A 20,731-nucleotide genomic window follows, 5' to 3' on the forward strand; every position below is an offset into this window, starting at 1 on the left:
GCTGAAACTGCTGGCGGCGGCGCTCGGCCGGCCGCCCCGCGACCTGACGCTGCTGCGCGGCGCGGCGGCGCGTATCAAGCTGATCGGCGTCGTAGCCGGTTGACGCCGCCGGTTAACCAATTGGCAGGGGCTTTCGCGCTAGGAAGCAGGCAGGACTAGTTGGGGCAAGGCTGAAACGATGGCTACTCGCCGTTCGACAGGTGACGAAAACAACGCGAGCACCGCGAATATTTCGCGCACGCGCCGCGCGCGGCTCGTCGCCGAGTTCGAAGGCGAACTCGGCATCGACTACAAGGCACGCGCCGCCGCCGCCGAAGCCGAACGCCGCTGGCAGACGCGCAAGACGTTCATCGTCTGGGCCATTGCGCTGATCTTTTTCACCATCGCCTGCCAGAAGCTGTGGACGATGGGGCAAAAGGTCGACGTGCCCTTCTCCGACGTCAATCCGGTCCACGACCTGTTCGGTGAATGAGCCGGACGCTTCGGCCGCAGGCCGAAGCTCCGTACCTCAATAAACGCGCGCCTTCGGCTTGATATATTCGACGTCGTCGGACAGCGTATATTCGTGGACCGGACGGTAATCGAGGCGGACGCCGCCACCCTTGCCGCCCCAGCCGTCGAACCAGCCGATCGTGTGCTTCATCCACGTCGCGTCGTCGCGGTTCGGGAAATCCTCGTGCGCGTGGGCGCCGCGGCTTTCCTTGCGGTTGAACGCCGAATGCATCGTCACCGTCGCCTGACTGATCAGATTGTCGAGCTCGAGCGTTTCGATGAGGTCGGTATTCCAGATCAGGCTGCGGTCGGTGACGTGGACGTCGTTCATCCGCTGATAGGTTCTGGTGAGCTTTTCCTTGCCCTCTGCCATCAACTCGTCGGTGCGGAACACCGCGGCGTGCTGCGACATCGCGCGCTGCATCTCGGTGCGGATTTCCGCGGTCGGCGAGCCGCCATTGGCATTGCGGAAATGGTCGAGCCGCGCGAGCGCGAGGTCGGCGCTGTCCTTCGGCAACGGCTGCTGCGCCGCGCCAGGGGTCAGGATTTCCTTGAGGCGATGCCCCGTCGCACGACCGAAGACCACGAGGTCGATCAGGCTGTTCGAGCCGAGCCGGTTCGCGCCATGGACCGACACGCACGCGGCTTCGCCGACCGCGAACAGGCCGGGGACGACCGTATCGGGGCCATCCTTGCCGAGCGTCACGACTTCGCCATGATAGTTACAGGGAATGCCGCCCATATTGTAGTGGACCGTCGGCACGACCGGCAGCGGCTGGCGCGTCAGATCCACGCCCGCGAAGATCTTGCCGCTCTCGGTGATCCCCGGCAGGCGCTCTGCCAGTACGGCGGGATCGATATGGTCGAGGTGCAGGAAGATATGGTCGTTGTGCGGACCGACGCCGCGGCCTTCGCGGATTTCAAGCGCCATCGAGCGCGACACGACGTCGCGCGATGCCAGATCCTTCGCCGACGGGGCATAGCGTTCCATGAAACGCTCGCCTTCGGAGTTCGTCAGATACCCGCCCTCGCCGCGCGCACCCTCGGTGATCAGCACACCCGCGCCATAGATGCCGGTCGGATGGAACTGGACGAATTCCATGTCCTGAAGCGGCAGGCCGGCGCGCAGCACCATGCCGCCGCCATCGCCGGTGCAGGTATGCGCCGAGGTCGCGGTGAAATAGCAGCGGCCATAACCGCCCGTTGCGAGCACGACCGCCTGGCTGCGGAAGCGGTGGATGCTGCCGTCCTCCATGCACAGCGCGATCACGCCGCGGCACTCGCCATTTTCCATGATCAGGTCGAGCGCGAAATATTCGACGAAGAAGTCCGCGTCATATTTCAGCGACTGCTGATACAGCGCGTGCAGCATCGCGTGGCCGGTACGGTCGGCCGCGGCGCAGGTACGCTGTACCGGCGGGCCTTCGCCCATATTCTGCATATGGCCGCCAAACGGGCGCTGGTAGATCGTGCCGTCCTGATTGCGGCTGAACGGCACGCCGGCGTGCTCGAGTTCGTAGACCGCGTTCGGCGCCTCGCGCACCATATATTCGATCGCGTCCTGATCGCCGAGCCAGTCGGAGCCCTTGACGGTGTCGTACATGTGCCACTGCCAATGGTCGGGCGAGTTGTTGCCGAGGCTGGCGGCGATGCCGCCCTGCGCCGCGACGGTGTGGCTGCGCGTCGGGAACACCTTGGTGATGCACGCGGTCTTGAGCCCCGCCTCGGCGCTGCCCATCGTGGCGCGCAGACCCGAACCGCCGGCGCCGACGACGACGGTGTCATAGATATGGTCGATGATCTTGTAGGCTTCGGTCATCTTACATGCCCCCAGGAGCGAGCCCGGCGGCGGGCGCAAGCGCGATGCGGACAATGGCGAAGATGCCGTAGGCAGCGCCGCCGATCGCGTAGAAGTTCAGAAGGACGACCGCGAGCAGACGCGTGCCGTCGCCGTGGACATAATCCTCGATCAGCACCTGCAAGCCGAGCCGCAGGTGCCAGAAGACGCTGACCAGCATCAGGATCAGCGCGAGCGCGACGGTCGGGTTCGAGGCCCAGCGCGCAACCGCACCATGGTCGGTCATCGGCAGGCGCAGGAACGAGACGAAGAGAAAGCCGACGAGCAGGATGTTGCCGAGCGCGGTCAGGCGTTGCTGCAGCCAGTGCTGTGAGCCGTGGTGCGACGAGCCGAGCCCGCGCACCCGGCCGAGGCGCGTTCCGTTACCCATTGAGCGCCTCCTTGAAGATGTAGAGCCAGGTCGCGGCCGTCGCGAAGAGCGCGCCGACGATCACGATCGTCGACCAGGTCTTGTTGACCTTGAGTTCGTACCCCGCACCCGTGTCGAGCACGAAGTGGCGAAGGCCCGAAAAGAGATGCTGGAAAAAGGCCCAGGTCAGGCCGATCAGCACGACCTTGCCGAGGATGTTGGTGATCTGGTGGAACGTGCCCGCTTCGGGATCGTGCCAGACGCACGCGATGAACGCCGCATAGGCGTCGGGGCCGGAAGCAAGCGCCCCGAGCCACCAGAGGAACATCGATGCGCCGACGATCGCGAGACCGTCACCGCTCACGCGATGGAGGATCGAGACCGCCATATGCGGTCCCCATTTATAAACCTGCAGATGCGGGGAGCGCGGACGCGCACTCGGTTCATTGCCAGCCATATCAGCCCTGTCTTGACTCTAAACGGTCGATGCGGTGCCGGTTAAGCCCTCCGGCCGCGATATGCAATTGCTTAGGAGCATAGGAGATTAATTCGCAGGGATTCGGCTTCCTTCGTCCGTCCTGCAAAGGGCGTGGCGACGCGCGGCTCCGCATTGGCAGGGGGCGACGAATTCGCTCCCGACCCCGAAATCGTCATTTCCGCGTGCTTGCTGACCGATCGTCAGGGCAGAGGCATCCCCAGCGCCGCCGACAGGTCGGCGAGCGCCTGTTCGCCGCTCGTGACCTTGATCGCGTGCATGCCGAGCTGGCTCGCGGGTTTGCAGTTGATGCCGAGATCATCGAGGTAGATGCATGTCGCGGGTTCGACGCCGAGCTTCTCGCACATCATTTCGTATATCCGCGGATCGGGCTTGCGCACCCCCGCCTTGCTCGATTCGATGACATGGTCGAAACGCGCCATAATCGCGGCAACTTCATTCGCCGCCTCCTCGCTCCGCGTCATTCCCGCGCCGCGGACGCCCATCTTTCCGCCCGGAACATTGTTGGTGATGCATGCGATGGTGAAGCCGCGCTCCTTCAGCGTGTCGAGCGCGGCGACCATCGCGGGGCGGACGGCGCCCGCGATGACGGCGAGCACCGCTTCGCCCTCGAGCTCGTGGCCCAGTGCGCGGGCCTCTTCGGCGAACAGTGCATCGAACGCCGCGGCGTCGATCTCGGCGCGCTCGAACTTCGCCCAGGCATTATCGTCGGGATCGCTGCTGTTGACGCGGCGGACGAAGTCATGCGGCAGGCCGCGCTCGGCCTCGAGCTTGTTGAAGGCTTCGAACGGCGACGCCGTGATGACGCCGCCGAAGTCGAAAATAACGGTCGTGTAAGTCATGCGGGAGATAGCAACCTTATTTCTTGACGGGAGAGGCGACGCGCGTGCCGGACCAGCTCGCATCGTCGATGGTGAGGTCGAGCCGGTCGGGCGACCGCACCGTATCGAGCAGGAAGACATAAGGTCCGCTCGCCGCGAGAATTGCGTCCATGGCCTTTTCGAGCGGGATGGCAACCGTCGGGATGCGCGGATAGTCGGACCTGATTTCGACACTGTTCGGGCCCGTGCGGGTGACGGTGATCGTCACATTGTTCCGCGATGACCCTCGCGCGTCCGACGCGACATCGCCCTTGTAGGTGCCCGCGACGCGGTCGGCGAGGTCGGCCTTGCGGGCAGGCGTGGTTTTCGGCGTTTCGGCAAGCGCCGCTCCCGCTGTCGCCGACAGGGCAAGGGACGTGGCCAACATCAGGGTGTGAAGCATGATCTGTCCTTTCGTGCAGCGATGAAAGGGACTGCCCCGTGCGATCCTCATGGGACCACCACGATCCCTTTTTTCGGGTCGGCCTGTCCCGAGAGCATCTCCCGATAGGCCGCGAGCGCCGCGTCGCCGCCGCTGCGTTTATCGACCGAGGCAAGCCGCGGCGCAACGTCCATGAAGGCGAGCCAGGCTTCGGCGATTTTCTGCCCGAACGCCGCGCCGCCCCAGTCGGCAATGCGCTTCTGGCTGCGACCCGGCGCAAAGAAGCCCTGCCGCTCGGGACCGGGCAGGCCCTCGCCGTCCGGCTGCGCATCCCAATGCGATTTGCCGACGACGATCGAGGCCTTGAGCTGGCTACCGAAATGACTGTGCACGCTGCGCGTCACCGCACCATTGCCCGCCATATCGACGAGCGCCGCAGGGCTGGCCGCATTGAGTGTCATGATCTGGTCGTAGCTGATGACACGATCGTAGATGCCTTGTGCGGCGAGCGCATCGACGTTGGCGGCGCTGGTCAGACCTATGGTTTCGGGCCTCGGTTCAGGCCGTCGCCTGATCGAGAAGCCCAGCCCGATCGCGGTCTTGCTCGATGCGCTCGCGATCAGGATCTGCCCGGCGCCATAATCGCCCTCATCCTCGAACTGATCGGCGATCAGCCAGCCGGTCAGGAACAGCGGGCGGAAGACCGGCCAATAATCATGGTCGGCGGCGCGATAACCCTCCAGCGCCTCGATCCGCTGATAGGCATTGTAGATGGGGGGCAAGGTGGTGCGCCGCGGTGTCACGTCGGTGAAGCCGCCGGGACCTGCCCTGCCGACGTTCAGCACCGCATCCTCCGCCATCGGATAATAGCCATAGAAGCGGTCGCCAACCGCCGCTCCGTCGGCGGCGCTTTCGGTCACCGTCGCAAAACCCCAGACGGGAAGGCGGCCTGGTGCGCCTTGTTCGGCGAAGAAGTCCCAATAGCCCTGGTCGTTTCCGAACAGACCGGCGGGCTTGCCGAACACCGCGTAGGTGATGTTGTTCGCGGTCATCGCATAGCTGTCGAGATGCACGCGGATTTGCCCCGGCGCGAGCGGCGCGTCAGGATCGGCAACCAGTCGGGCTTGCGTGATATCGTCGCGATCGATGTCGATCGCCCAGCTCTTTGCGCTCATGTCCGGACCCCTCCGATGGACTTGCCCGCGGGCGCGGGATGGCGGATAGTCATACAGATGGCGGCGCCCCTGACAATCGCGGTCAAACGCATTCACGAACCGGCCGGTCCCGGCGACGGCGCGCGCTTCCTCGTCGACCGGCTGTGGCCGCGCGGCGTATCGAAGGAAAAGGCAGCGCTGGCCGCATGGCTGAAACCGCTGTCGCCGAGCGACGGGCTGCGCAAGCATTTCCATGGCGAGACGGCCGATTCGGACGAAGCATGGGACATGTTTCGCCTCGACTATTTCGCCGAACTCGATGCGGGCGACGAGGCGGTGAAGGCGGCGTTGTTCACGCTCGATGCCGCGGCGCAGGCGGGGCCGGTGACGCTGCTCTACGCCGCGAAGAGCGTGGAGCGGAACAATGCCGTCGCGCTCCGCGAATGGCTCGCGCGGCGCTAGCCCACCGTCGTTCCGAGCAGCGACCCGATCGCAATTGTCACGGCCATGGCCATCGCACCCCAGAAGGTCACGCGGACGACAGGGCGAAGCATCGGCGCATTGCCGGCCCGCGCGCCCAGCGCGCCGAGGGCCGCGAGAAATACCAGCGATGCGGCAGACACCGTCCACGGCAACGATGTACCCTGATCGACGAATACCGTCGCAAGCGGCAACGCCGCCCCGATCGCGAAACTCGCCGCCGAAGCCGCGGCCGCCTGCACCGGCCGCGCCGCCATGGCGTCGGTCATGCCCAGCTCGTCCCGCAGATGCGTATCGAGCGCGTTATGCTCGGTGAGCTGCACCGCGACCTGTTCGGCGAGTGCGCGGTCGAGCCCGCGCCCCTCATAAATCTGCGTCAGTTCTTCGAGCTCGAACTCGGGATCGGCGGCAAGGTGACGCTTCTCGAGCTCGACGTCGGATTTTTCAGCGTCGCCCTGCGAACTTACCGACACATATTCGCCGGCCGCCATCGACATCGCGCCCGCGACGAGTCCCGCGGTGCCCGTGACGAGGATCGACGACTGCGTCGCGCCCGCTGCGGCGACGCCCGCGATCAGGCTCGCGGTCGATACGATCCCGTCGTTGGCGCCGAGGATCGCGGCGCGCAGCCAGCCAATCCGCGTAACGGCGTGGGTTTCCTCGTGCATCGGCTATCCTTCAATATTGCAGTTGCAGCCCCGGACGCGCCCAGCGCGTTTTCACGAGCCGGCCCGTGCCCGACAAGGTAAGATAGGCATCCTGCCGGTCGGAACCGCCGAAAGCGATGTTCGTGGTAAAGACGTCGTCGGTGGCGACGAACTCGACGAGGTCGCCCTGCGGCGAAACGACACTGATCCCGCACTCGCCGATGGTCGCGACGCAGATGTTGCCGTTCGCCTCCATCGCGAGGCTGTCGAAGAATTTATAGCCCGCAGGGCGATAGAGCGGAACACCAGGCCCGCCGGGGCCCGCAGCGTCATCGACCTTGCCGGGTGCGACGATGTTGAACTGCGTCAGGCGGCACGTATAGGTTTCGGCGACATAGAGCTTGCTGCCGTCGGGCGAGAGGCCGACGCCATTGGGATTATAGCTCGGGAAGATCACTTCCTCGATAAAGGTGCCGTCGGCCCTCGCATAGAAGATGCCGACGATGTCGTGGCAGCGCGCGGCATAGTCGACCTTGCCATGATCGGTGAACCAGAAGCCGCCGTGCGCGTCGAACATGATGTCATTCGGCCCGCGCAGCACGACGCCATGATCGCCGCTCCTGTACAGTACCTCGACCGCGCCTGTCTCGATATCGATGCGCTCGATCCGCCCGCCCGAATAATCCTGCGCGATGCCGTGTGGTGCGAGCAGGCCGTTCGCCTCGACATATTCGAATCCCCCGTTGTTGCAGCAATAGAGCTTGCCGTCGGGGCCGATCGCGAGGCCGTTGGGGCCGCCGCCGGGCGTCGCGATGACCTCTTTCCTCCCGCCGGGCCAGCAGCGCGTGATGCGCTTCGCTTCGATCTCGACGACGATGACGCTGCCGTCGTCCATCACGACCGGCGCTTCGGGAAAGCGCAATCCGTCGGCGATCAGTTCAAACTCGGCCATATCCTCTCCCTTGCTCTTGTTCGTTCGCTGTGCTTTGCGGCCATCATGCCCGTTCGCACGCTCTTCGCCACCAATTTCTACGAGGCCGACATCGGCACGCCCGACCTGCTCGAAGAGCTGGAGGAAAGCAGCCGCCTGTTTGCCGAAGAGGATGGCGCGGGCCGGCGCTGGAGCCGCGAGCATGGTTACAAGGGCTACACCAGCTACGCGAGCCTCGGCGATTTGCCTGAACGCGATCCGGCATTTTACGACCTGAAGCGCCTGCTCGACAAGGAAGTGAAGGCCTTTGCCAAAGCCTGCCATTTCGACCTCGCCAAACCGCTGAGGCTCGACAGCCTTTGGGTCAACATATTGAAGCCCGGCGGCACGCACAGCGGGCATATCCATCCGCACAGCATCGTGTCGGGAACCTTCTATGTCGCCGTCCCGCCGGGATCGGGCGCGCTCAAGCTCGAAGATCCGCGGCTCGCGATGCTGATGGCGGCGCCGGGCCGTACCGACGACGCGCCCGAACAACTGCTGCCCTTCGTCTATGCCGAACCCGCTGCCGGCCGCGTCTTCCTGTGGGAGAGCTGGCTGCGCCACGAGGTGATGCCGCATTCGGGCAAGGGCGAACGGATCAGCATCAGCTTTAACTATCGCTGACGCTTCCTATATCGCCGTCGTCCCCCATTCCTTGACAAAGGACCATCCATGACCGCGACCTACGACGCCGACCTCCAGCTTTTCATCAATGGCGCATGGCGGAGCGGCGAAGGGCGCGAGGCGCGGCCGGTCTATAATCCCGCGACCGCGGGAACGATCGCCGAATTGCCGGTCGCGACGACGGCCGATCTTGACGAGGCGTTGGCAGCCGCGGCGCGCGGCTGGCCGGTGTGGCGCGCCAGGACTCCCGACGAGCGCGCGACGCTGATGCGCAAGGCCGCGGGGATCATCCGCGAGCGCGTCGACCACATCGCCACGCTGCTGACGCTCGAACAGGGAAAGCCGATCGCCGAGGCGCGCGGCGAGGTGCTGTCGGCCTCGTCGCTGCTCGAATATTTCGCCGAGGAAGGGAAGCGTATCTCGGGCCGCATCGCGCCGCGCCCGGCAGGCCAGCGCGCGATGGTGTTGCGCCAGCCGGTCGGCCCGGTCGCGGCCTTCAGCCCGTGGAACTTCCCGGTCAATCTGATGGTCAAGAAGATTGCCCCTGCGCTCGCCGCGGGCTGTGTCGTGATCGCGAAGGCGCCCGAGGAAACGCCGGGCTGCACCAGCGCGATCATGCGCTGCCTCGCCGATGCGGGCATTCCCGGCGACGTCGTCCAGCTCGTCTACGGCAATCCCGACATGATCAGCCGTCACCTGCTTGGCAGCGAAGTGATCCGCAAGGTCAGCTTCACCGGCTCGACCGCGGTCGGCAAGCATCTGATGAAGCTCGCCGCCGATCGCGTCCAGCGCATCACGATGGAACTTGGCGGCCATGCGCCGGTGCTGATCTTCGATGATTGCGACCTCGAGGCGACGCTCGACCGCGTCGTGATGCAGAAGTTCCGCAACGCAGGGCAGGTCTGCGTGTCGCCGACGCGTTTCTATGTGCAGGAGGGCATTTACGACGCCTTCGTCGCGGGCTTCGCCGAGCGCACGAAGAAGGTGAAGATCGGCAGCGGGCTCGACGCCGATACGCAGATGGGCCCGCTCGCGAACGCACGCCGCGCGCCCGCGCTCGAAGCGATGATCGCCGATGCGACCGCGAAGGGCGCGCGTGTGATCGCGGGCGGTGCACCGACCGGCAAGGGCTATTTCTTCCAGCCGACCGCGCTTGCTGACGTGCCGCTCGACGCCGATGCGATGAACAATGAGCCCTTCGGCCCGATGGCGCTGATCCGTCCGTTCGGAACCGAAGACGAGGCCCTCGAACAGGCCAACCGCCTGCCTTATGGCCTCGCCGCGTTCGCGTTTACCGAGAATGGTCGCCGCATCAACCGCATCGCCGACGGGATCGAAAGCGGGATGGTCGGGATCAACAGCTTCGTGATCTCGGCGAACGACATGCCCTTTGGAGGGATCAAGGAATCGGGCTTCGGCAGCGAGAGCGGCCCCGAGGGGCTCGACGGCTATCTCGTCACCAAGGCGGTGCACATCTACTGAGCTAGTCGCGTTCCAGCGCCACGAAATCGCGCACCATCGGCGCCAGATGCGCGCCGCCGTCGACGAAGATCGTCTGTCCTGTGACCGCCTCGGCGCGCGCGAGATAGACGACCGCGTCGGCGATCTGCGCCGGTGTCGGCAGCGCGCCCAGCGGCATAAGCTTCGCCAGCCGTTCGACCTGCGCCACCGAATAATCCTCGGTCGCCATCGTCAGCCCGGGCGCGACGGCGTTGATCCGGGCGCGGTTCCCGAACGCCACCGCAAGCGTCGCCGTCGCCTGCCACAGCGCCGATTTCGACAGGCTGTAGGCGATCTGGTCGGGCACCGGATGGACGACGCGCTGGTCGACGATGTTGACGATCGCCGGGCGCTTGTCTTCGCTCGCCGCGACAAGGGCTTTCGCCAGCATCACCGGCGCATGATGATTGACCTGCATCATCCCGGTCAGCGCGGCGGATGACAGGTCGGCCCACTCGCCCTCGGCAAACAGCGCGGCATTGTTGACGAGCAGATCGGGCGCGCGACCGAATTTCTCGATCACCGCGGGCAACAGCGCGTCGACCGCCGCCGGATCGGCGAGGTCGGCCGCGAAGCGATGGCTTCGCGCGCCTGTTTCGGCGAGCGCCTCCGCCAGCACCGGATCGGCGTCGCCGGGGCTGCGCTTGTGGATCGCCAGCGCATAGCCCTCGCGCGCGAGCCGCGCCGAAATCGCGGCGCCGACGCGGTGGAGCCCGCCCGTAACGAGAGCGAGCTTTTGCGTCACTTTCTCACCCGCCGCATCGTGATGCCGATCTCTTCGCCTTCCTCGGCGATCGCGAGCTTGACGATCTTCACCTCGACCTCCTCCACCTTGTCGTCCTGAAGGAACAAAGTGTCGATGATATGGTCGGCGACGCTTTCGATCAGCACGAAATGCACGTCCTTGGGGATGCCCTCGGTCGCCGCGAATTTGAGGTGCATGTAATTTTTCGAGCGGCTGAGCGGCGTCGTCGGATCATAATGATCGGCCATGCCCAGCTTTGCGCGCACCGAGATGCGGAGCGGCTGCGGCAGGTGCGTTTCTTCGGAATAGATGCCGGTCAGCACCTGGGCGGTCAGCCCGTTCACTTCCAGCCACAATGTATCGGTCACAAGAAATTCCTGTCCGTCGGGGGCGACATTCAGCTTTGCAACGCCGGCCCCGGTCCCTAAAGCGCCGCCGCATTAGCGAAAGGGCAAGCGTTGGTCGAGTTACTTCCATTGTCGAATATCGAGCCGCAGGCGGTCGAGGATCTCCTCGACCTCGCTTTCGGAACGGATCGCTTTGGACGAACCGCCTATCGCATCCGCGCGGGCGTGGATGCGGTGCCGGCGTTGAGCTTCGCAGCGGTCGAGGATGACGTTCTGATCGGCACGATCCAGTGCTGGCCGGTCGCGCACCGCGCGGCGGACGGCACCGCGACGCCGCTCGTGATGGTCGGCCCCGTCGCGGTGCGTCCCGACGTCCAGCGCGGCGGGCACGGCCGTGCGCTGATGGCGCGCATGCTGGATGCTGCGGAAACCGGTGCCGACAGCGCCCTGATGATGATCGGCGATCCGGAATATTATGGTCGCTTTTTCGGCTTTGACGCCGGTATGACGGGCGCGTGGGATTTGCCGGGGCCCTTCGAACGCCGACGCTTGCTCGCACGGGCGGTCAACGGCCACGGTCTGCCGACGAGCGCGGGAATGATCGGACCAAGATAATGTCATCGCCCTCTGGGGGGCGACCGACAGGGTTGGGGTTGCGCAGAATGTTCCGCCGCCTATGTCGGGGGGATGGTAACCCCCGCGCCATCGCTTCCCAAGGACTTCGCGCAGCTCTCGCTGACCGATGCGGCTGAACTGCTCGCCGCGCGCAAGCTGCCGCCGGTCGAAGGCTGGCATCCCGAACGCGAGGGTGACAGCGCGATGGAGATTCGCGCCGACGGGAGCTGGTATCATGAAGGCGGGCGCATCAACCGCCCGGCGATGGTCAAGCTGTTCTCGACGATCCTGCGCCGCGAACCCGACGGGAGCCATGTGCTCGTCACCCCCGCCGAAAAATTGACGATCGCCGTTGAAGATACGCCCTTCCGTGCGGTCGAAATGAAGAGCGAAGGTACGGGCGAAGCGCGCAAGCTCGTCTTCCGCCTCGGCACCGACGATCTGGTCATGGCCGGCGCCGACCACCCGCTGAGCTTTGGTGGCGATGCCGAAAACCCCGACCCGCGCCTGCATGTCCGCGGCGCGATCGGGGGCGGCCTCGAAGCGCGGATCGACCGCGCGCTCTATTACGAGATCGTCGAGATGGCGTTGGCCGAGGGCGCCGAGCCGCCCGCGATATGGTCGGATGGCGCGCGCTTCCCGCTGGTGGATGCCTGATGCTGTCCGAAAAATTGCGCGAGGCGCTCGACAATCTGCTGCCCGATCCCGGCGAGGACGAGACCTATCTCGGCATGCCGACCCTGCGCGATGCCGCGGTGCTGATCGCCTTCACCGACCGGCCCGATCCCGGCGTCATCCTCACCCAGCGGCCGCAATGGCTGCGCAGCCACGCGGGGCAGGTCGCCTTTCCCGGCGGCAAGATCGATCCGGGTGATCGCGATGCGGTGGACGCCGCGCTCCGCGAGGCAGAAGAAGAGATCGGACTTGATCGCCGCGACGTGATGGTCGCGGGCGCGACCGAGCCGTACCGTTCGGGCAGCGGCTATATCATCACCCCGGTTCTGGGGGTCATCCCGCCCGATTTGCGCTTCGATCCCAATCCTGACGAGGTCGACGACTGGTTCGAAGTGCCGCTCGACATCCTGTTCGACCCCGACAATTATGCGCGCCAGCATGCGAATTGGCAGGGGCATGACCGCCATTATTATGACATGGACTGGCAGGGACGGCGGATCTGGGGCGTGACGGCAGGAATCATCATCAATCTGGCGCGGCGTCTGCCGGCGGGGTGGCACCGGTGACGGCGCTGCCCGATGCCGAATGGCGGAGCCGGCCCGGGCTGCAGCGTATTGTTGCGGCGCTCGGCGCGAATGGCGGCGCGGTGAAGATCGTGGGCGGCGCGGTACGCGATACCTTGCTCGGCCTCCCGGTCTCCGACATCGATCTTGCGACGCCGCTCGTGCCGCAGGAAGTGATGCGGCGGCTGGAAGCGGCGGACATCAAGGTGATCCCGACCGGTATCGCCCATGGCACCGTCACCGCGATCGCGAGCGGCGATCATCACGAGATCACGACGTTGCGCCGCGATGTCGAAACCGACGGACGCCGCGCGACGATCGCCTTCGCCGGCGACTGGCGCGACGATGCGGCGCGGCGCGACTTCACGATCAACGCGCTTTACGCCGATCCCGATACCGGCACGGTCGACGACTGGTTCGGGGGTCTTGCCGATCTGGAAGCCGGGCGCGTGGCGTTCATCGGCGATGCGGCGGCGCGGATCGCCGAGGATCATTTACGGATTCTGCGCTTCTATCGCTTCGCGGCGCGTTTCGGGCGCGGCGAGCTCGACCCCGTCAGTCACGCCGCGGTGGTGAGCGCGCGCAACTCGTTGAAAAGCCTGTCGCGCGAGCGGATCGCCGACGAACTGCTCAAGATATTGTCGCTGCCCGATCCGCGCGACATAGCTGGCCAGATGGCGGTGGACGGCATCTTCGCAGTATTGTTGCCCGAAATGGAACCCCAATTCGCCGCGGCGTTCGACCAGCTTGTTCTGAACGAGCAGGCCGCGGGTGCCGAGCCCGAACCGCTGCGCCGCCTGTCAGCGCTGCTCCCCGCCGATGCAGCGATCGCCGAGCAGGTGGCGAGCCGGTTGCGGCTCTCGACGCGGCAGCGAAAGCATCTCGCGGCAATCGGCGGGCGCCGGTCCGACATCGCGCGGCCGGCGCGGCAGCTTGCATATGCGATCGGGATCGACGCGGCGCGTGACGTGCATCTTCTCGCGGGCGATCCGGCGTCGGCGCCCGCTGCCGTCCGAACCCTGTCGGGCTGGACCGTCCCCCAATTGCCGCTGAAAGGGGGCGACATTGTCGCGCGCGGGATTGCGGCGGGGCCCGAGGTCGCGCGCATCCTGAAGGCGGTCGAAGCCGATTGGGTGGCGGAGGATTTTCCCGGCGCCTCCAGAGTTGCCGGGCTTGTCGATCAGAAGATCGGCCGCGCGAGCGACTGACGCCAATAGTCGAGCGCCGCGGCGCCATCCATCGGCCGCGCGAACAGGAAACCTTGCCCGAAATCGCATCCAAGCGCCGAGAGCAACCGTGCCTGGTCGGCGGTCTCGACTCCCTCCGCCGTCGTGCGCATCCCCAGCACTTCGGCAAGGCTCTGGATCGTGCGGACGATCGCCACCTTGTCGCGGTCGTCGACCATATGCTCGACGAAGCTGCGGTCGATCTTGAGCACGTCGATCGGCAGGCGCTGGAGATAGGCGAGGTTCGAATAACCCGTTCCGAAATCGTCCATCGCGATGCGCGCGTCGAGCGCCTTCAATTCGCTGAGCACCGACAGCGCAAGGTCGGGGTCGCCGATGATCGCGCTTTCGGTCAGTTCGATCATCAGCCGTTCGCCGCCGATTTTCTGGCTATCGAGCGCCTGGCGGACGACCGCCGCAATATCGTCGCGGACGAGCTGGATCGCCGAGACGTTGACCGAGAAATAACAGTCGACGATGTTGCCGCCATTCTGCCGGTCCCAGTCGGCGAGCACTGCCGCCGCCTTGCCGATCGCCCACTGGCCGAGCGGAACGATCAGGCCCGAATCCTCCGCGATCGGGATGAATTCGGTCGGCGAAACCGAATGGCCGCTGCTGTTGTCCCAGCGCGCGAGCGCCTCGAACCCGGCAACGCGGCCGCTCGACAGCTCGATCAGCGGCTGGAAGGCAAGGTGAAGCCGATCTTCCTCGATCGCGTTGCGGAGTTCGGTCTCGAGGCCGAAGCGGTTGTCGGAGAGCATCGCGGCTTCGGGTTCATAGATTTCGATGCGGTCGGTCTGCTTCGCGCGCTTGAGCGCGATCTGCGCGTGCCGGATCTGATCGGCGACATCGGTGTCAGCTGCCGGCTGGATCGCGCAGCCTAGCGCGCAGTCGACGCTGACCTTGAGTTCGCCGATGCGGAAGGGATGGTCGAAGCAGCCGCGGATGCGCCGCGCCATTTCACGAACATCGGCGCGCCCGCCCGCGATGCGCGAGGAAATTGCGAATTCGTCGCCGCCGGTGCGCGCAAGTATGTCGCCGCTGCGCAGGCTCGATTTGAGCCGCCGTGCCACAGTGATGATCAGTTCGTCGCCCGCCATTGGCCCGATATGTTCGTTGATGCGTGAAAAGCGGGCGAGATCGAGCAGCAGGATTGCATGATCGGCGCCCACGCCGTCGGTCACGCCGCGCTGTTCGACCAGTTCCTCGAACCCGGCGCGATTGGGAAGGCCGGTCAGGCTGTCCGACACCAGTTCGCGGCGCAGATTGCGCTCGGTCATCATTTCCTGGGTGCGATCTATCAGCGTCAGCAGGAACAGCCCGTCGTCGCCCGATTCGGTCGGCAGCGGGCCGATCGATCCGCGCAGGTCACGTGCCGCCGGGCCTTCACCCAGCTGGCAGGAAAATTCCTGGCTTTCATCGGGATATTGCGCCGCGCGTTCGATCGCGCGCAGCAGTTCGATCGGGGCATCGACCCCGGCGGGAGAGAGCTTCAGCCGGTCGAAAGCCGCATTGCTGGCGTGCAGGCGAAAATTGCCGCGACCGAGCGGACGGATAAGCGCCGCCGGGACCGGCAAAGCGTCGATCCATCCGACGAACAGCGAGGGCCGGTCATCACCGGTTCTATCAATAGGCATAACAGCGGGTTTTAAGCGACCTTTCCCCATTGGCCTTTGCCTAGTTGGGCGGGAGTAAAGAAGCTATTTACGGCAACATGAAAATACGTTCAGCCGAAGCGATTGTTGCGCGGAAAGCCTGTCGGCGGCATCCGGCCCGCGGCACCGCGCGCGACGCGCCAGGGGACGAGGTCGGTTTCGGTACGCGTCCGGCCGGTGTCGCCGCCCATGGCCCAGCTCAGGCCGTCGGCAAAGGCAAAGCTCACCGCGTCGGACAGCCCGCCATCGCGATAGCGCTGCAGCATCACGCCCTGGCCGCGGGCCATCACCGGCACCTCGGCAAGCGGAAAGACGACGAGCTTGCGGTTCTCGCCGACTGCGGCGACGCTGTCGTCGGACGATGCGATCTGTCGAACCACCGCCAACTGCGCCTTGGGTTTCAGATTGACAACGTTCCGTCCCTTGCGCGTTTCAGCGATCACGTCGCTCATCTGCGCGACGAAACCGTGGCCGCTGGTCGCGGCGAGCAATAGCCGGCCTTCGGCGGTCGCGGGGATCATCGCGACGATCCGCGCCTCGGGATCGATATCGACCATCAGGCGCAGCGGCTCGCCGAATCCGCGCCCGCCGGGCAGCTTGTCGGCACCGACGGTAAAGAAGCGTCCGTCGCTCGCCGCGACCAGCAGCTTGTCGGTCGTCTGCGCGTGCGCGGCGAACAGCAGTTCGTCGCCTTCCTTGAATTTGAACTCGGCCCATTGATCTGCCGCGACATGGCCGCGCTGGGCGCGAATCCAGCCGCGTTTCGAAAGGATGACCGTCACCGGTTCCTTCTCGATCATCGCGTCGAGCGGGATCTCGCGCGCCGGGGCCGCCTCGGCGATCGTCGTGCGGCGCGCGCCGAGCAAGGTGTCGAGGCCGTAAACGTCGCGCAGTTTCTCAAGGTCCTTGCGCAGCCGCGTCTTCTGCCGCGCCGGGCTTTCGACAAGCTTGGCGAGTTCCTCGCGTTCGGCTGTCAGGTCAGCCTGTTCGCGTTTCAGCTCCATTTCCTCGAGGCGGCGCAGGCTGCGCAGACGCATGTTGAGGATCGCTTCGGCCTGCCGGTCGGTCAGGATGAACTCTTCGATCATCACCGGCTTGGGCTCGTCCTCGGTACGGATGATCTCGATGATCCGGTCGAGATTGAGGAAGGCAATGATGTAACCCGCGACCAGCTCGAGCCGGTCGTCGATCTTCGCGATCCGGTGCTGCGCGCGGCGGACGAGGACGATGATCTGGTGCTGCAGCCATTCGGTGAGCAGCTGTTTCAGCCCCATCACCTTCGGCGTGCGCGTCGCGTCGAGGACATTGAGGTTGAGCGCGAAGCGGCTTTCGAGGTCGGTCAGCCGGAACAGGCTTTCCTTGAGGACGTCGGGGTCGACGTTGCGGCTCTTGGGTTCGAGCACGATGCGCAGATCCTCGGCGCTCTCGTCGCGGACGTCCTCGAGGATCGGCAATTTCTTGTCGGCGATCAGCTGCGCGATCTGCTCGATCAGCTTGCCCTTGGCGACCCCGTAAGGGATTTCGCTGATCACGAGCTGCCAGGTGCCGCCCGACAATTTTTCGATACCGCTCTCTTCCCAACCGCCGTCGGCAGCCTTGCCGGTCGAGAAGCGTGCGCGGACGCGAAAACCGCCGCGTCCCGTTTCATAGGCGTGGGCGATCGTCTCGGCGCTGTCGACGACGATGCCGCCCGTCGGGAAATCGGGGCCCTTCACATGCTCGAGCAGTTCCGACAGCTCGGCGTTCTGGTTCTCGATCAGCAGCAGCGCGGCGCCGATCACCTCGGCGGCATTGTGCGGCGGGATGTTCGTGGCCATGCCGACCGCGATCCCGCTCGCGCCATTGGCGAGGAGGTTCGGGAAAAGCCCCGGCATAATCTCGGGCTCTTCATCCTCGCCATTATAGGTCGGGCGGAAATCGACCGTGCCCTCGTCGAGCCCCTGCATCAGGTCGATCGCGACGCGCGTCAGCCGTGCCTCGGTGTAACGATAGGCCGCGGCATTATCGCCGTCGATGTTGCCGAAATTGCCCTGACCGTCGACGAGCGGGTAGCGGAGCGAGAAATCCTGCGCGAGGCGGACCATCGCATCATAGACCGCGGTGTCGCCGTGCGGGTGGAATTTGCCGATCACATCGCCGACGACGCGAGCGGACTTCTTGTAGCCCTGGCTCGGATCGAGCCGCATCGCGCGCATCGCCCACAGCAGGCGGCGGTGAACGGGCTTCAATCCATCGCGAAGGTCGGGCAGCGAACGCGCGGTGATCGTCGACAGCGCATAGACAAGATAGCGTTCGGACAGCGCGCTGTCGAACGGGGTATCGATCATGCCTGGGACGGGTTCGTTATTGTCGGGATCGTCGTTCGTGGTCGCCATTGTTCCGAGCCGATAGCAAGGCTGGCGCGCCAAGGCAAAGGCGAAGCATCAATCTGCTCGCCGGTATCCGAAAACCCGAACCGGGTGCTCCGGAAGAAAAGAAGCCCGCCGCATGCCGAGGCATGGGCGGGCTGAAGTGGCTTTGTGCTGCCTGTTAACGAAGGCCCGAGAACCTGACGTCCTGAACACGGCCATAGCGCACGTCGCAGCTGAACTTGCCCTTGTCGTAAGAGCCGCCGCGGCCCCAGCGACCGCCGTAGCCGTCGCGCACAATGACGCGGCCCTTGACCTTGTAGCCGTCGCGCTTGCGGTCGATGCTCGTCACTTCGGTGACGTCGGTACGGCCATAGCGGCGGCTGCCGCGCTCGACGGCGTTTACGCACTGGCTGACCGCGCTGCGGCTGTTGCCATAGCGGCCATAGTCATAGCCATAACCGTAGCGCGCATCGTCATACCGGCCGCGATTGCGGTCGTCATACCGGTCGTATCGGTCGTCGCCGCCGCTCGACAGGATCGCCGCGAGGCCCCCGAGCACGACGGCGCCGGCGATGATTTCGCCCGCGCCGATGCCGTCGCGGTCGTACCGGTCGCGCGCTGCGGCGGGGGCGGCGCTCATCAGCATGGCGCTGGCGGTGGCCGCACCAATTGCGGCCTTGGTCAGGTTGGTCTTGATAGCCATGGTTCGGTCTCCTCAAAAGCGCAGGCGGCATGTCGCGGCCTGTTGAGGATGGTTTACCGGGACAGCGGTGACGCGGCGCTGAACTCGCCGCTTATCTGGGGTTCAGCCTTGGTTTTGCTGATGTTCATAAAGGAAAAGGGCCCGTCGCCGCAAAGCGAGGGCCCCTTTTGTGTTGGTGAAGATCGTTAGCCGAAATTGACGTCGACGACACGGCCGTTGCGGTAGCTGCAGCCAAAGCTCCGTACCTCGCCGCCGAGGCGAGAGGCCGTGCCGGTGACATACCAGCCGCCGTTGTTGGGCTGCGTATCGGTGATGCTGTCGACGCGCGCATCCTCGCCCATTTCACCTTCGACCGCCCAGCTGCACGCGTCGGCGGCGCGGGATTCAGCCTCGCCACGCCCATAGGGACCGGCGGTGGCGTCATTTTGCGTATCGGGCTCGTAGCGCGGCACCTCCTGCTGGTTGTCGTCACGGTACGGCGGGTCGTAGCGGTAGTCCGGGGCCTGCTCGCGCTTGTTCTTGCCCACCGAACTCGCAATTGCGGCGATCGCGCCGATGACAAGCAGCCCGCCGAGCACGTCGCCGGTGCTGATCCGGTCGTGGTGGCGATAGCCCCAGCCGCCATGGCGCCCGCGCGCTTCGGCGGGAACGGTGCCGAGACCGATCGAGGTGACGACCACCGCCGCGGCGGCAGCAAGGCTCATGAATTTACGCATCGAGGAAAACTCCCCTGGGGCGGGCCCGGACGGTCCGCCCTCAATATCGCATTCCTGCGCGCGCGATGCTTTCGCGCCGCTGAACCGGTGCCCGCAAGCGACGAGACGATTGCGGTGGTTGGTGTCCGGATCGACCGAAAATGACTGCTGCGGGGTGGCGGTCATTGCTTCCGACGCTCGTCATCCCGGGCTTGACCCGCCATCCCGCTTTTCAAGACGCAAGAGCGGATTGGGCCTCAAGCCGGATCAAGTCGAGGGTGACGGAAGTGGGGATGAGCCAACTCCCGCTTCCCCGCAAAAGCGGGCCTTCGCCCAGAAAAAGGGACGGCACGCGACCGCCCTCCGAATCCCGGATGAGGCATTTTTTCAACCGCGCTATCAGCACGCAGGAAATGCGTTACTTGATCTTGCCGCGGTTGGCGTAAAGCAACGCGGCGATCACCGCGGCCGAACCGATGCCGAGGCCCGCGGCTGCCGCGGTTTTCCATCCGCGCTTGGCCTTCGCCGCATCCTTGTCGGCAGCCTCTGTCGCCTCGGCAGCTTCGCGCTGCTGCTGGCGTTCGCGCGCGGCGCGCAGCACTTCGTTTTCTTCTTCCTCTTCGGGCGGGGGAGGCTGCAATTGGTCGGTCATCGTCTCTCATTCGTCCTTTTTGTCAGGCGAGCGCCTGATCGACAGGCACATAATCGGTTCCGAGCGCTTCCGCTACGGCTTCGAACGTCACCTTACCATTCCAAACGTTCAAACCCTGCGCAAGATGCACGTCACGTCGCAAAGCTTCTTTCCAGCCAAGGTCGGCGATGCGGAGCGCATGCGGCAGGGTGACGTTGTTGAGCGCATAGGTGCTGGTGCGCGCGACCGCACCCGGCATGTTCGCGACCGCATAATGGACGATTCCGTCAACGACATAGGTCGGGTCGGCGTGTGTCGTGGCGTGGCTGGTTTCGAAGCAGCCCCCCTGGTCGATCGCGACGTCGACGAGCACCGAACCCGGGCGCATCGTGCCGAGCATCTCGCGCGTCACGAGCTTCGGCGCCTCGGCACCGGGGATCAGGACCGCGCCGATGACGAGGTCAGCCTCGGCGACGCATTCGGCGAGGTTCGCACGGTTCGAAAAGCGCGTTTTGGCACGCGCCTCGAAGAAGGTGCCGACGCGTTCGAGCACTTCGGGGTCGCGGTCGAGAATGGTGACGTCGGCGCCGAGGCCCGCCGCCATCTGCGCCGCGTTGAAACCGACGACGCCGCCGCCGATCACGCAGACCTTGCCCGGCGCGGTCGCGCGCACCAGCACCTATGCGCTCAACAACGTCACCCTGCCGCAC

General features: G+C 65.4%; 23 protein-coding genes and 1 pseudogene. 8 read left to right on the top strand and 16 right to left on the bottom strand.

From position 1 onward, the window contains the following. Positions 1-178 precede the first annotated feature (178 nt). Positions 179-472 (top strand): hypothetical protein, encoded by a 294-nt coding sequence (locus tag VN047_RS01055; RefSeq protein WP_325539140.1) that lies wholly within the window; start codon positions 179-181, stop codon positions 470-472. A 36-nt stretch (positions 473-508) separates the two neighbouring features. Here the strand turns inward: VN047_RS01055 and sdhA are convergent, their stop codons facing one another. From sdhA to VN047_RS01085, 6 genes are all read right to left on the bottom strand, one after another. After that, positions 509-2,311: a succinate dehydrogenase flavoprotein subunit gene (gene sdhA, locus VN047_RS01060; protein WP_325539142.1), complete on the bottom strand. Its 1,803-nt coding sequence runs from the start codon at positions 2,309-2,311 to the stop codon at positions 509-511. A gap of 1 nt (position 2,312) precedes the next feature. Then, the gene (sdhD, locus tag VN047_RS01065; protein ID WP_325539144.1) at positions 2,313-2,720 is read right to left on the bottom strand and encodes a succinate dehydrogenase, hydrophobic membrane anchor protein; all 408 of its coding nucleotides are present in this window, start codon (positions 2,718-2,720) and stop codon (positions 2,313-2,315) included. After that, positions 2,713-3,156: a succinate dehydrogenase, cytochrome b556 subunit gene (gene sdhC, locus VN047_RS01070; protein WP_325539146.1), complete on the bottom strand. Its 444-nt coding sequence runs from the start codon at positions 3,154-3,156 to the stop codon at positions 2,713-2,715. Before sdhC ends, sdhD begins: the two co-directional genes overlap by 8 nt. A 221-nt stretch (positions 3,157-3,377) precedes the next feature. Continuing rightward, entirely contained in the window at positions 3,378-4,037 is a 660-nt protein-coding gene (locus VN047_RS01075) for an HAD-IA family hydrolase (RefSeq protein WP_325539148.1), read from the bottom strand. 16 nt (positions 4,038-4,053) lie between these two features. Further along, positions 4,054-4,458, bottom strand: coding sequence for a hypothetical protein (locus VN047_RS01080; protein ID WP_325539150.1), 405 nt, complete (start codon positions 4,456-4,458; stop codon positions 4,054-4,056). Between the two features lie 47 nt (positions 4,459-4,505). Next, positions 4,506-5,612 carry a DUF2855 family protein gene (locus VN047_RS01085; protein WP_325539152.1) on the bottom strand — a complete coding sequence of 369 codons (1,107 nt, stop codon included), beginning with the start codon at positions 5,610-5,612 and terminating at the stop codon, positions 4,506-4,508. A 57-nt stretch (positions 5,613-5,669) separates the two neighbouring features. Between VN047_RS01085 and VN047_RS01090 the strand changes: the two genes are divergently transcribed. Further along, positions 5,670-6,053, top strand: coding sequence for a DUF488 domain-containing protein (locus VN047_RS01090; RefSeq protein WP_325539154.1), 384 nt, complete (start codon positions 5,670-5,672; stop codon positions 6,051-6,053). Here VN047_RS01090 and VN047_RS01095 read toward each other — a convergent pair. Both VN047_RS01095 and VN047_RS01100 read right to left on the bottom strand, forming a co-directional pair. After that, entirely contained in the window at positions 6,050-6,739 is a 690-nt protein-coding gene (locus VN047_RS01095) for a VIT family protein (protein WP_325539156.1), read from the bottom strand. The two genes, VN047_RS01090 and VN047_RS01095, sit on opposite strands and share 4 nt — an antisense overlap. 10 nt (positions 6,740-6,749) lie before the next feature. After that, complete coding sequence (locus VN047_RS01100; protein WP_325539158.1) at positions 6,750-7,670, bottom strand: SMP-30/gluconolactonase/LRE family protein; 921 nt, start codon at positions 7,668-7,670, stop codon at positions 6,750-6,752. 45 nt (positions 7,671-7,715) lie between these two features. Here VN047_RS01100 and VN047_RS01105 point away from each other — a divergent pair, with 45 nt between their 5' ends. Further along, the gene (locus VN047_RS01105; RefSeq protein WP_325539160.1) at positions 7,716-8,315 is read left to right on the top strand and encodes a TIGR02466 family protein; all 600 of its coding nucleotides are present in this window, start codon (positions 7,716-7,718) and stop codon (positions 8,313-8,315) included. Between the two features lie 48 nt (positions 8,316-8,363). Beyond that, positions 8,364-9,797, top strand: a complete 1,434-nt coding sequence (locus VN047_RS01110) for an NAD-dependent succinate-semialdehyde dehydrogenase (protein WP_325539162.1) — start codon at positions 8,364-8,366, stop codon at positions 9,795-9,797. A 1-nt stretch (position 9,798) separates the two neighbouring features. On the opposite strand, the gene VN047_RS01115 is transcribed toward VN047_RS01110, so the two are convergent. Further along, positions 9,799-10,560 carry an SDR family oxidoreductase gene (locus tag VN047_RS01115; protein ID WP_325539164.1) on the bottom strand — a complete coding sequence of 254 codons (762 nt, stop codon included), beginning with the start codon at positions 10,558-10,560 and terminating at the stop codon, positions 9,799-9,801. After that, entirely contained in the window at positions 10,557-10,928 is a 372-nt protein-coding gene (locus tag VN047_RS01120; RefSeq protein ID WP_325539166.1) for a dihydroneopterin aldolase, read from the bottom strand. The genes VN047_RS01115 and VN047_RS01120 overlap by 4 nt, the downstream gene beginning before the upstream one ends. Positions 10,929-11,018: 90 nt before the next feature. Here VN047_RS01120 and VN047_RS01125 point away from each other — a divergent pair, with 90 nt between their 5' ends. The 4 genes from VN047_RS01125 to VN047_RS01140 all read left to right on the top strand — a co-directional run bounded on the left by VN047_RS01125 (position 11,019) and on the right by VN047_RS01140 (position 13,968). Then, a complete protein-coding gene (locus tag VN047_RS01125; RefSeq protein ID WP_325539168.1) occupies positions 11,019-11,522 on the top strand; it encodes an N-acetyltransferase in 504 nt (167 codons plus the stop codon). Positions 11,523-11,594: 72 nt separating this feature from the next. Continuing rightward, positions 11,595-12,179: a DUF1285 domain-containing protein gene (locus VN047_RS01130; protein WP_325539170.1), complete on the top strand. Its 585-nt coding sequence runs from the start codon at positions 11,595-11,597 to the stop codon at positions 12,177-12,179. After that, positions 12,179-12,763, top strand: coding sequence for a CoA pyrophosphatase (locus tag VN047_RS01135; protein ID WP_325539172.1), 585 nt, complete (start codon positions 12,179-12,181; stop codon positions 12,761-12,763). Before VN047_RS01130 ends, VN047_RS01135 begins: the two co-directional genes overlap by 1 nt. After that, positions 12,760-13,968: a CCA tRNA nucleotidyltransferase gene (locus VN047_RS01140; RefSeq protein WP_325539174.1), complete on the top strand. Its 1,209-nt coding sequence runs from the start codon at positions 12,760-12,762 to the stop codon at positions 13,966-13,968. The genes VN047_RS01135 and VN047_RS01140 overlap by 4 nt, the downstream gene beginning before the upstream one ends. On the opposite strand, the gene VN047_RS01145 is transcribed toward VN047_RS01140, so the two are convergent. From VN047_RS01145 to VN047_RS01170, 6 genes and pseudogenes are all read right to left on the bottom strand, one after another. Beyond that, entirely contained in the window at positions 13,941-15,623 is a 1,683-nt protein-coding gene (locus VN047_RS01145; protein ID WP_325539176.1) for a putative bifunctional diguanylate cyclase/phosphodiesterase, read from the bottom strand. The genes VN047_RS01140 and VN047_RS01145 overlap by 28 nt on opposite strands. Before the next feature lie 89 nt (positions 15,624-15,712). Further along, positions 15,713-18,016 (bottom strand): DNA topoisomerase IV subunit A, encoded by a 2,304-nt coding sequence (parC, locus tag VN047_RS01150; protein WP_325539178.1) that lies wholly within the window; start codon positions 18,014-18,016, stop codon positions 15,713-15,715. Between the two features lie 154 nt (positions 18,017-18,170). Beyond that, positions 18,171-18,695, bottom strand: a complete 525-nt coding sequence (locus VN047_RS01155; protein ID WP_325539180.1) for a hypothetical protein — start codon at positions 18,693-18,695, stop codon at positions 18,171-18,173. Positions 18,696-18,880: 185 nt separating this feature from the next. Then, positions 18,881-19,411, bottom strand: coding sequence for a hypothetical protein (locus VN047_RS01160; protein WP_325539182.1), 531 nt, complete (start codon positions 19,409-19,411; stop codon positions 18,881-18,883). Positions 19,412-19,808: 397 nt separating this feature from the next. Beyond that, positions 19,809-20,042: a hypothetical protein gene (locus VN047_RS01165; RefSeq protein ID WP_325539184.1), complete on the bottom strand. Its 234-nt coding sequence runs from the start codon at positions 20,040-20,042 to the stop codon at positions 19,809-19,811. A gap of 22 nt (positions 20,043-20,064) precedes the next feature. Continuing rightward, a pseudogene (locus tag VN047_RS01170) lies at positions 20,065-20,694 on the bottom strand (alanine dehydrogenase); the annotation flags it as partial. Between the last annotated feature and the right edge of the window lie 37 nt (positions 20,695-20,731).

The organism is Sphingopyxis sp. (genome assembly GCF_035565275.1).
Classification (GTDB): domain Bacteria; phylum Pseudomonadota; class Alphaproteobacteria; order Sphingomonadales; family Sphingomonadaceae; genus Sphingopyxis.

Coding starts and splice junctions, on each gene's coding strand:
- VN047_RS01160 (WP_325539182.1), bottom strand. CDS start 19,411: ATGCGTAAATTCATGAGCCTTGCTGCCGCCGCGGCGGTGGTCGTCACC.
- VN047_RS01090 (WP_325539154.1), top strand. CDS start 5,670: ATGGCGGCGCCCCTGACAATCGCGGTCAAACGCATTCACGAACCGGCC.
- VN047_RS01095 (WP_325539156.1), bottom strand. CDS start 6,739: ATGCACGAGGAAACCCACGCCGTTACGCGGATTGGCTGGCTGCGCGCC.
- sdhD (WP_325539144.1), bottom strand. CDS start 2,720: ATGGGTAACGGAACGCGCCTCGGCCGGGTGCGCGGGCTCGGCTCGTCG.
- VN047_RS01165 (WP_325539184.1), bottom strand. CDS start 20,042: ATGACCGACCAATTGCAGCCTCCCCCGCCCGAAGAGGAAGAAGAAAAC.
- VN047_RS01100 (WP_325539158.1), bottom strand. CDS start 7,670: ATGGCCGAGTTTGAACTGATCGCCGACGGATTGCGCTTTCCCGAAGCG.
- VN047_RS01085 (WP_325539152.1), bottom strand. CDS start 5,612: ATGAGCGCAAAGAGCTGGGCGATCGACATCGATCGCGACGATATCACG.
- VN047_RS01145 (WP_325539176.1), bottom strand. CDS start 15,623: ATGCCTATTGATAGAACCGGTGATGACCGGCCCTCGCTGTTCGTCGGA.
- VN047_RS01075 (WP_325539148.1), bottom strand. CDS start 4,037: ATGACTTACACGACCGTTATTTTCGACTTCGGCGGCGTCATCACGGCG.
- sdhA (WP_325539142.1), bottom strand. CDS start 2,311: ATGACCGAAGCCTACAAGATCATCGACCATATCTATGACACCGTCGTC.
- VN047_RS01110 (WP_325539162.1), top strand. CDS start 8,364: ATGACCGCGACCTACGACGCCGACCTCCAGCTTTTCATCAATGGCGCA.
- VN047_RS01135 (WP_325539172.1), top strand. CDS start 12,179: ATGCTGTCCGAAAAATTGCGCGAGGCGCTCGACAATCTGCTGCCCGAT.
- parC (WP_325539178.1), bottom strand. CDS start 18,016: ATGGCGACCACGAACGACGATCCCGACAATAACGAACCCGTCCCAGGC.
- sdhC (WP_325539146.1), bottom strand. CDS start 3,156: ATGGCTGGCAATGAACCGAGTGCGCGTCCGCGCTCCCCGCATCTGCAG.
- VN047_RS01155 (WP_325539180.1), bottom strand. CDS start 18,695: ATGGCTATCAAGACCAACCTGACCAAGGCCGCAATTGGTGCGGCCACC.
- VN047_RS01055 (WP_325539140.1), top strand. CDS start 179: ATGGCTACTCGCCGTTCGACAGGTGACGAAAACAACGCGAGCACCGCG.
- VN047_RS01105 (WP_325539160.1), top strand. CDS start 7,716: ATGCCCGTTCGCACGCTCTTCGCCACCAATTTCTACGAGGCCGACATC.
- VN047_RS01080 (WP_325539150.1), bottom strand. CDS start 4,458: ATGCTTCACACCCTGATGTTGGCCACGTCCCTTGCCCTGTCGGCGACA.
- VN047_RS01130 (WP_325539170.1), top strand. CDS start 11,595: ATGGTAACCCCCGCGCCATCGCTTCCCAAGGACTTCGCGCAGCTCTCG.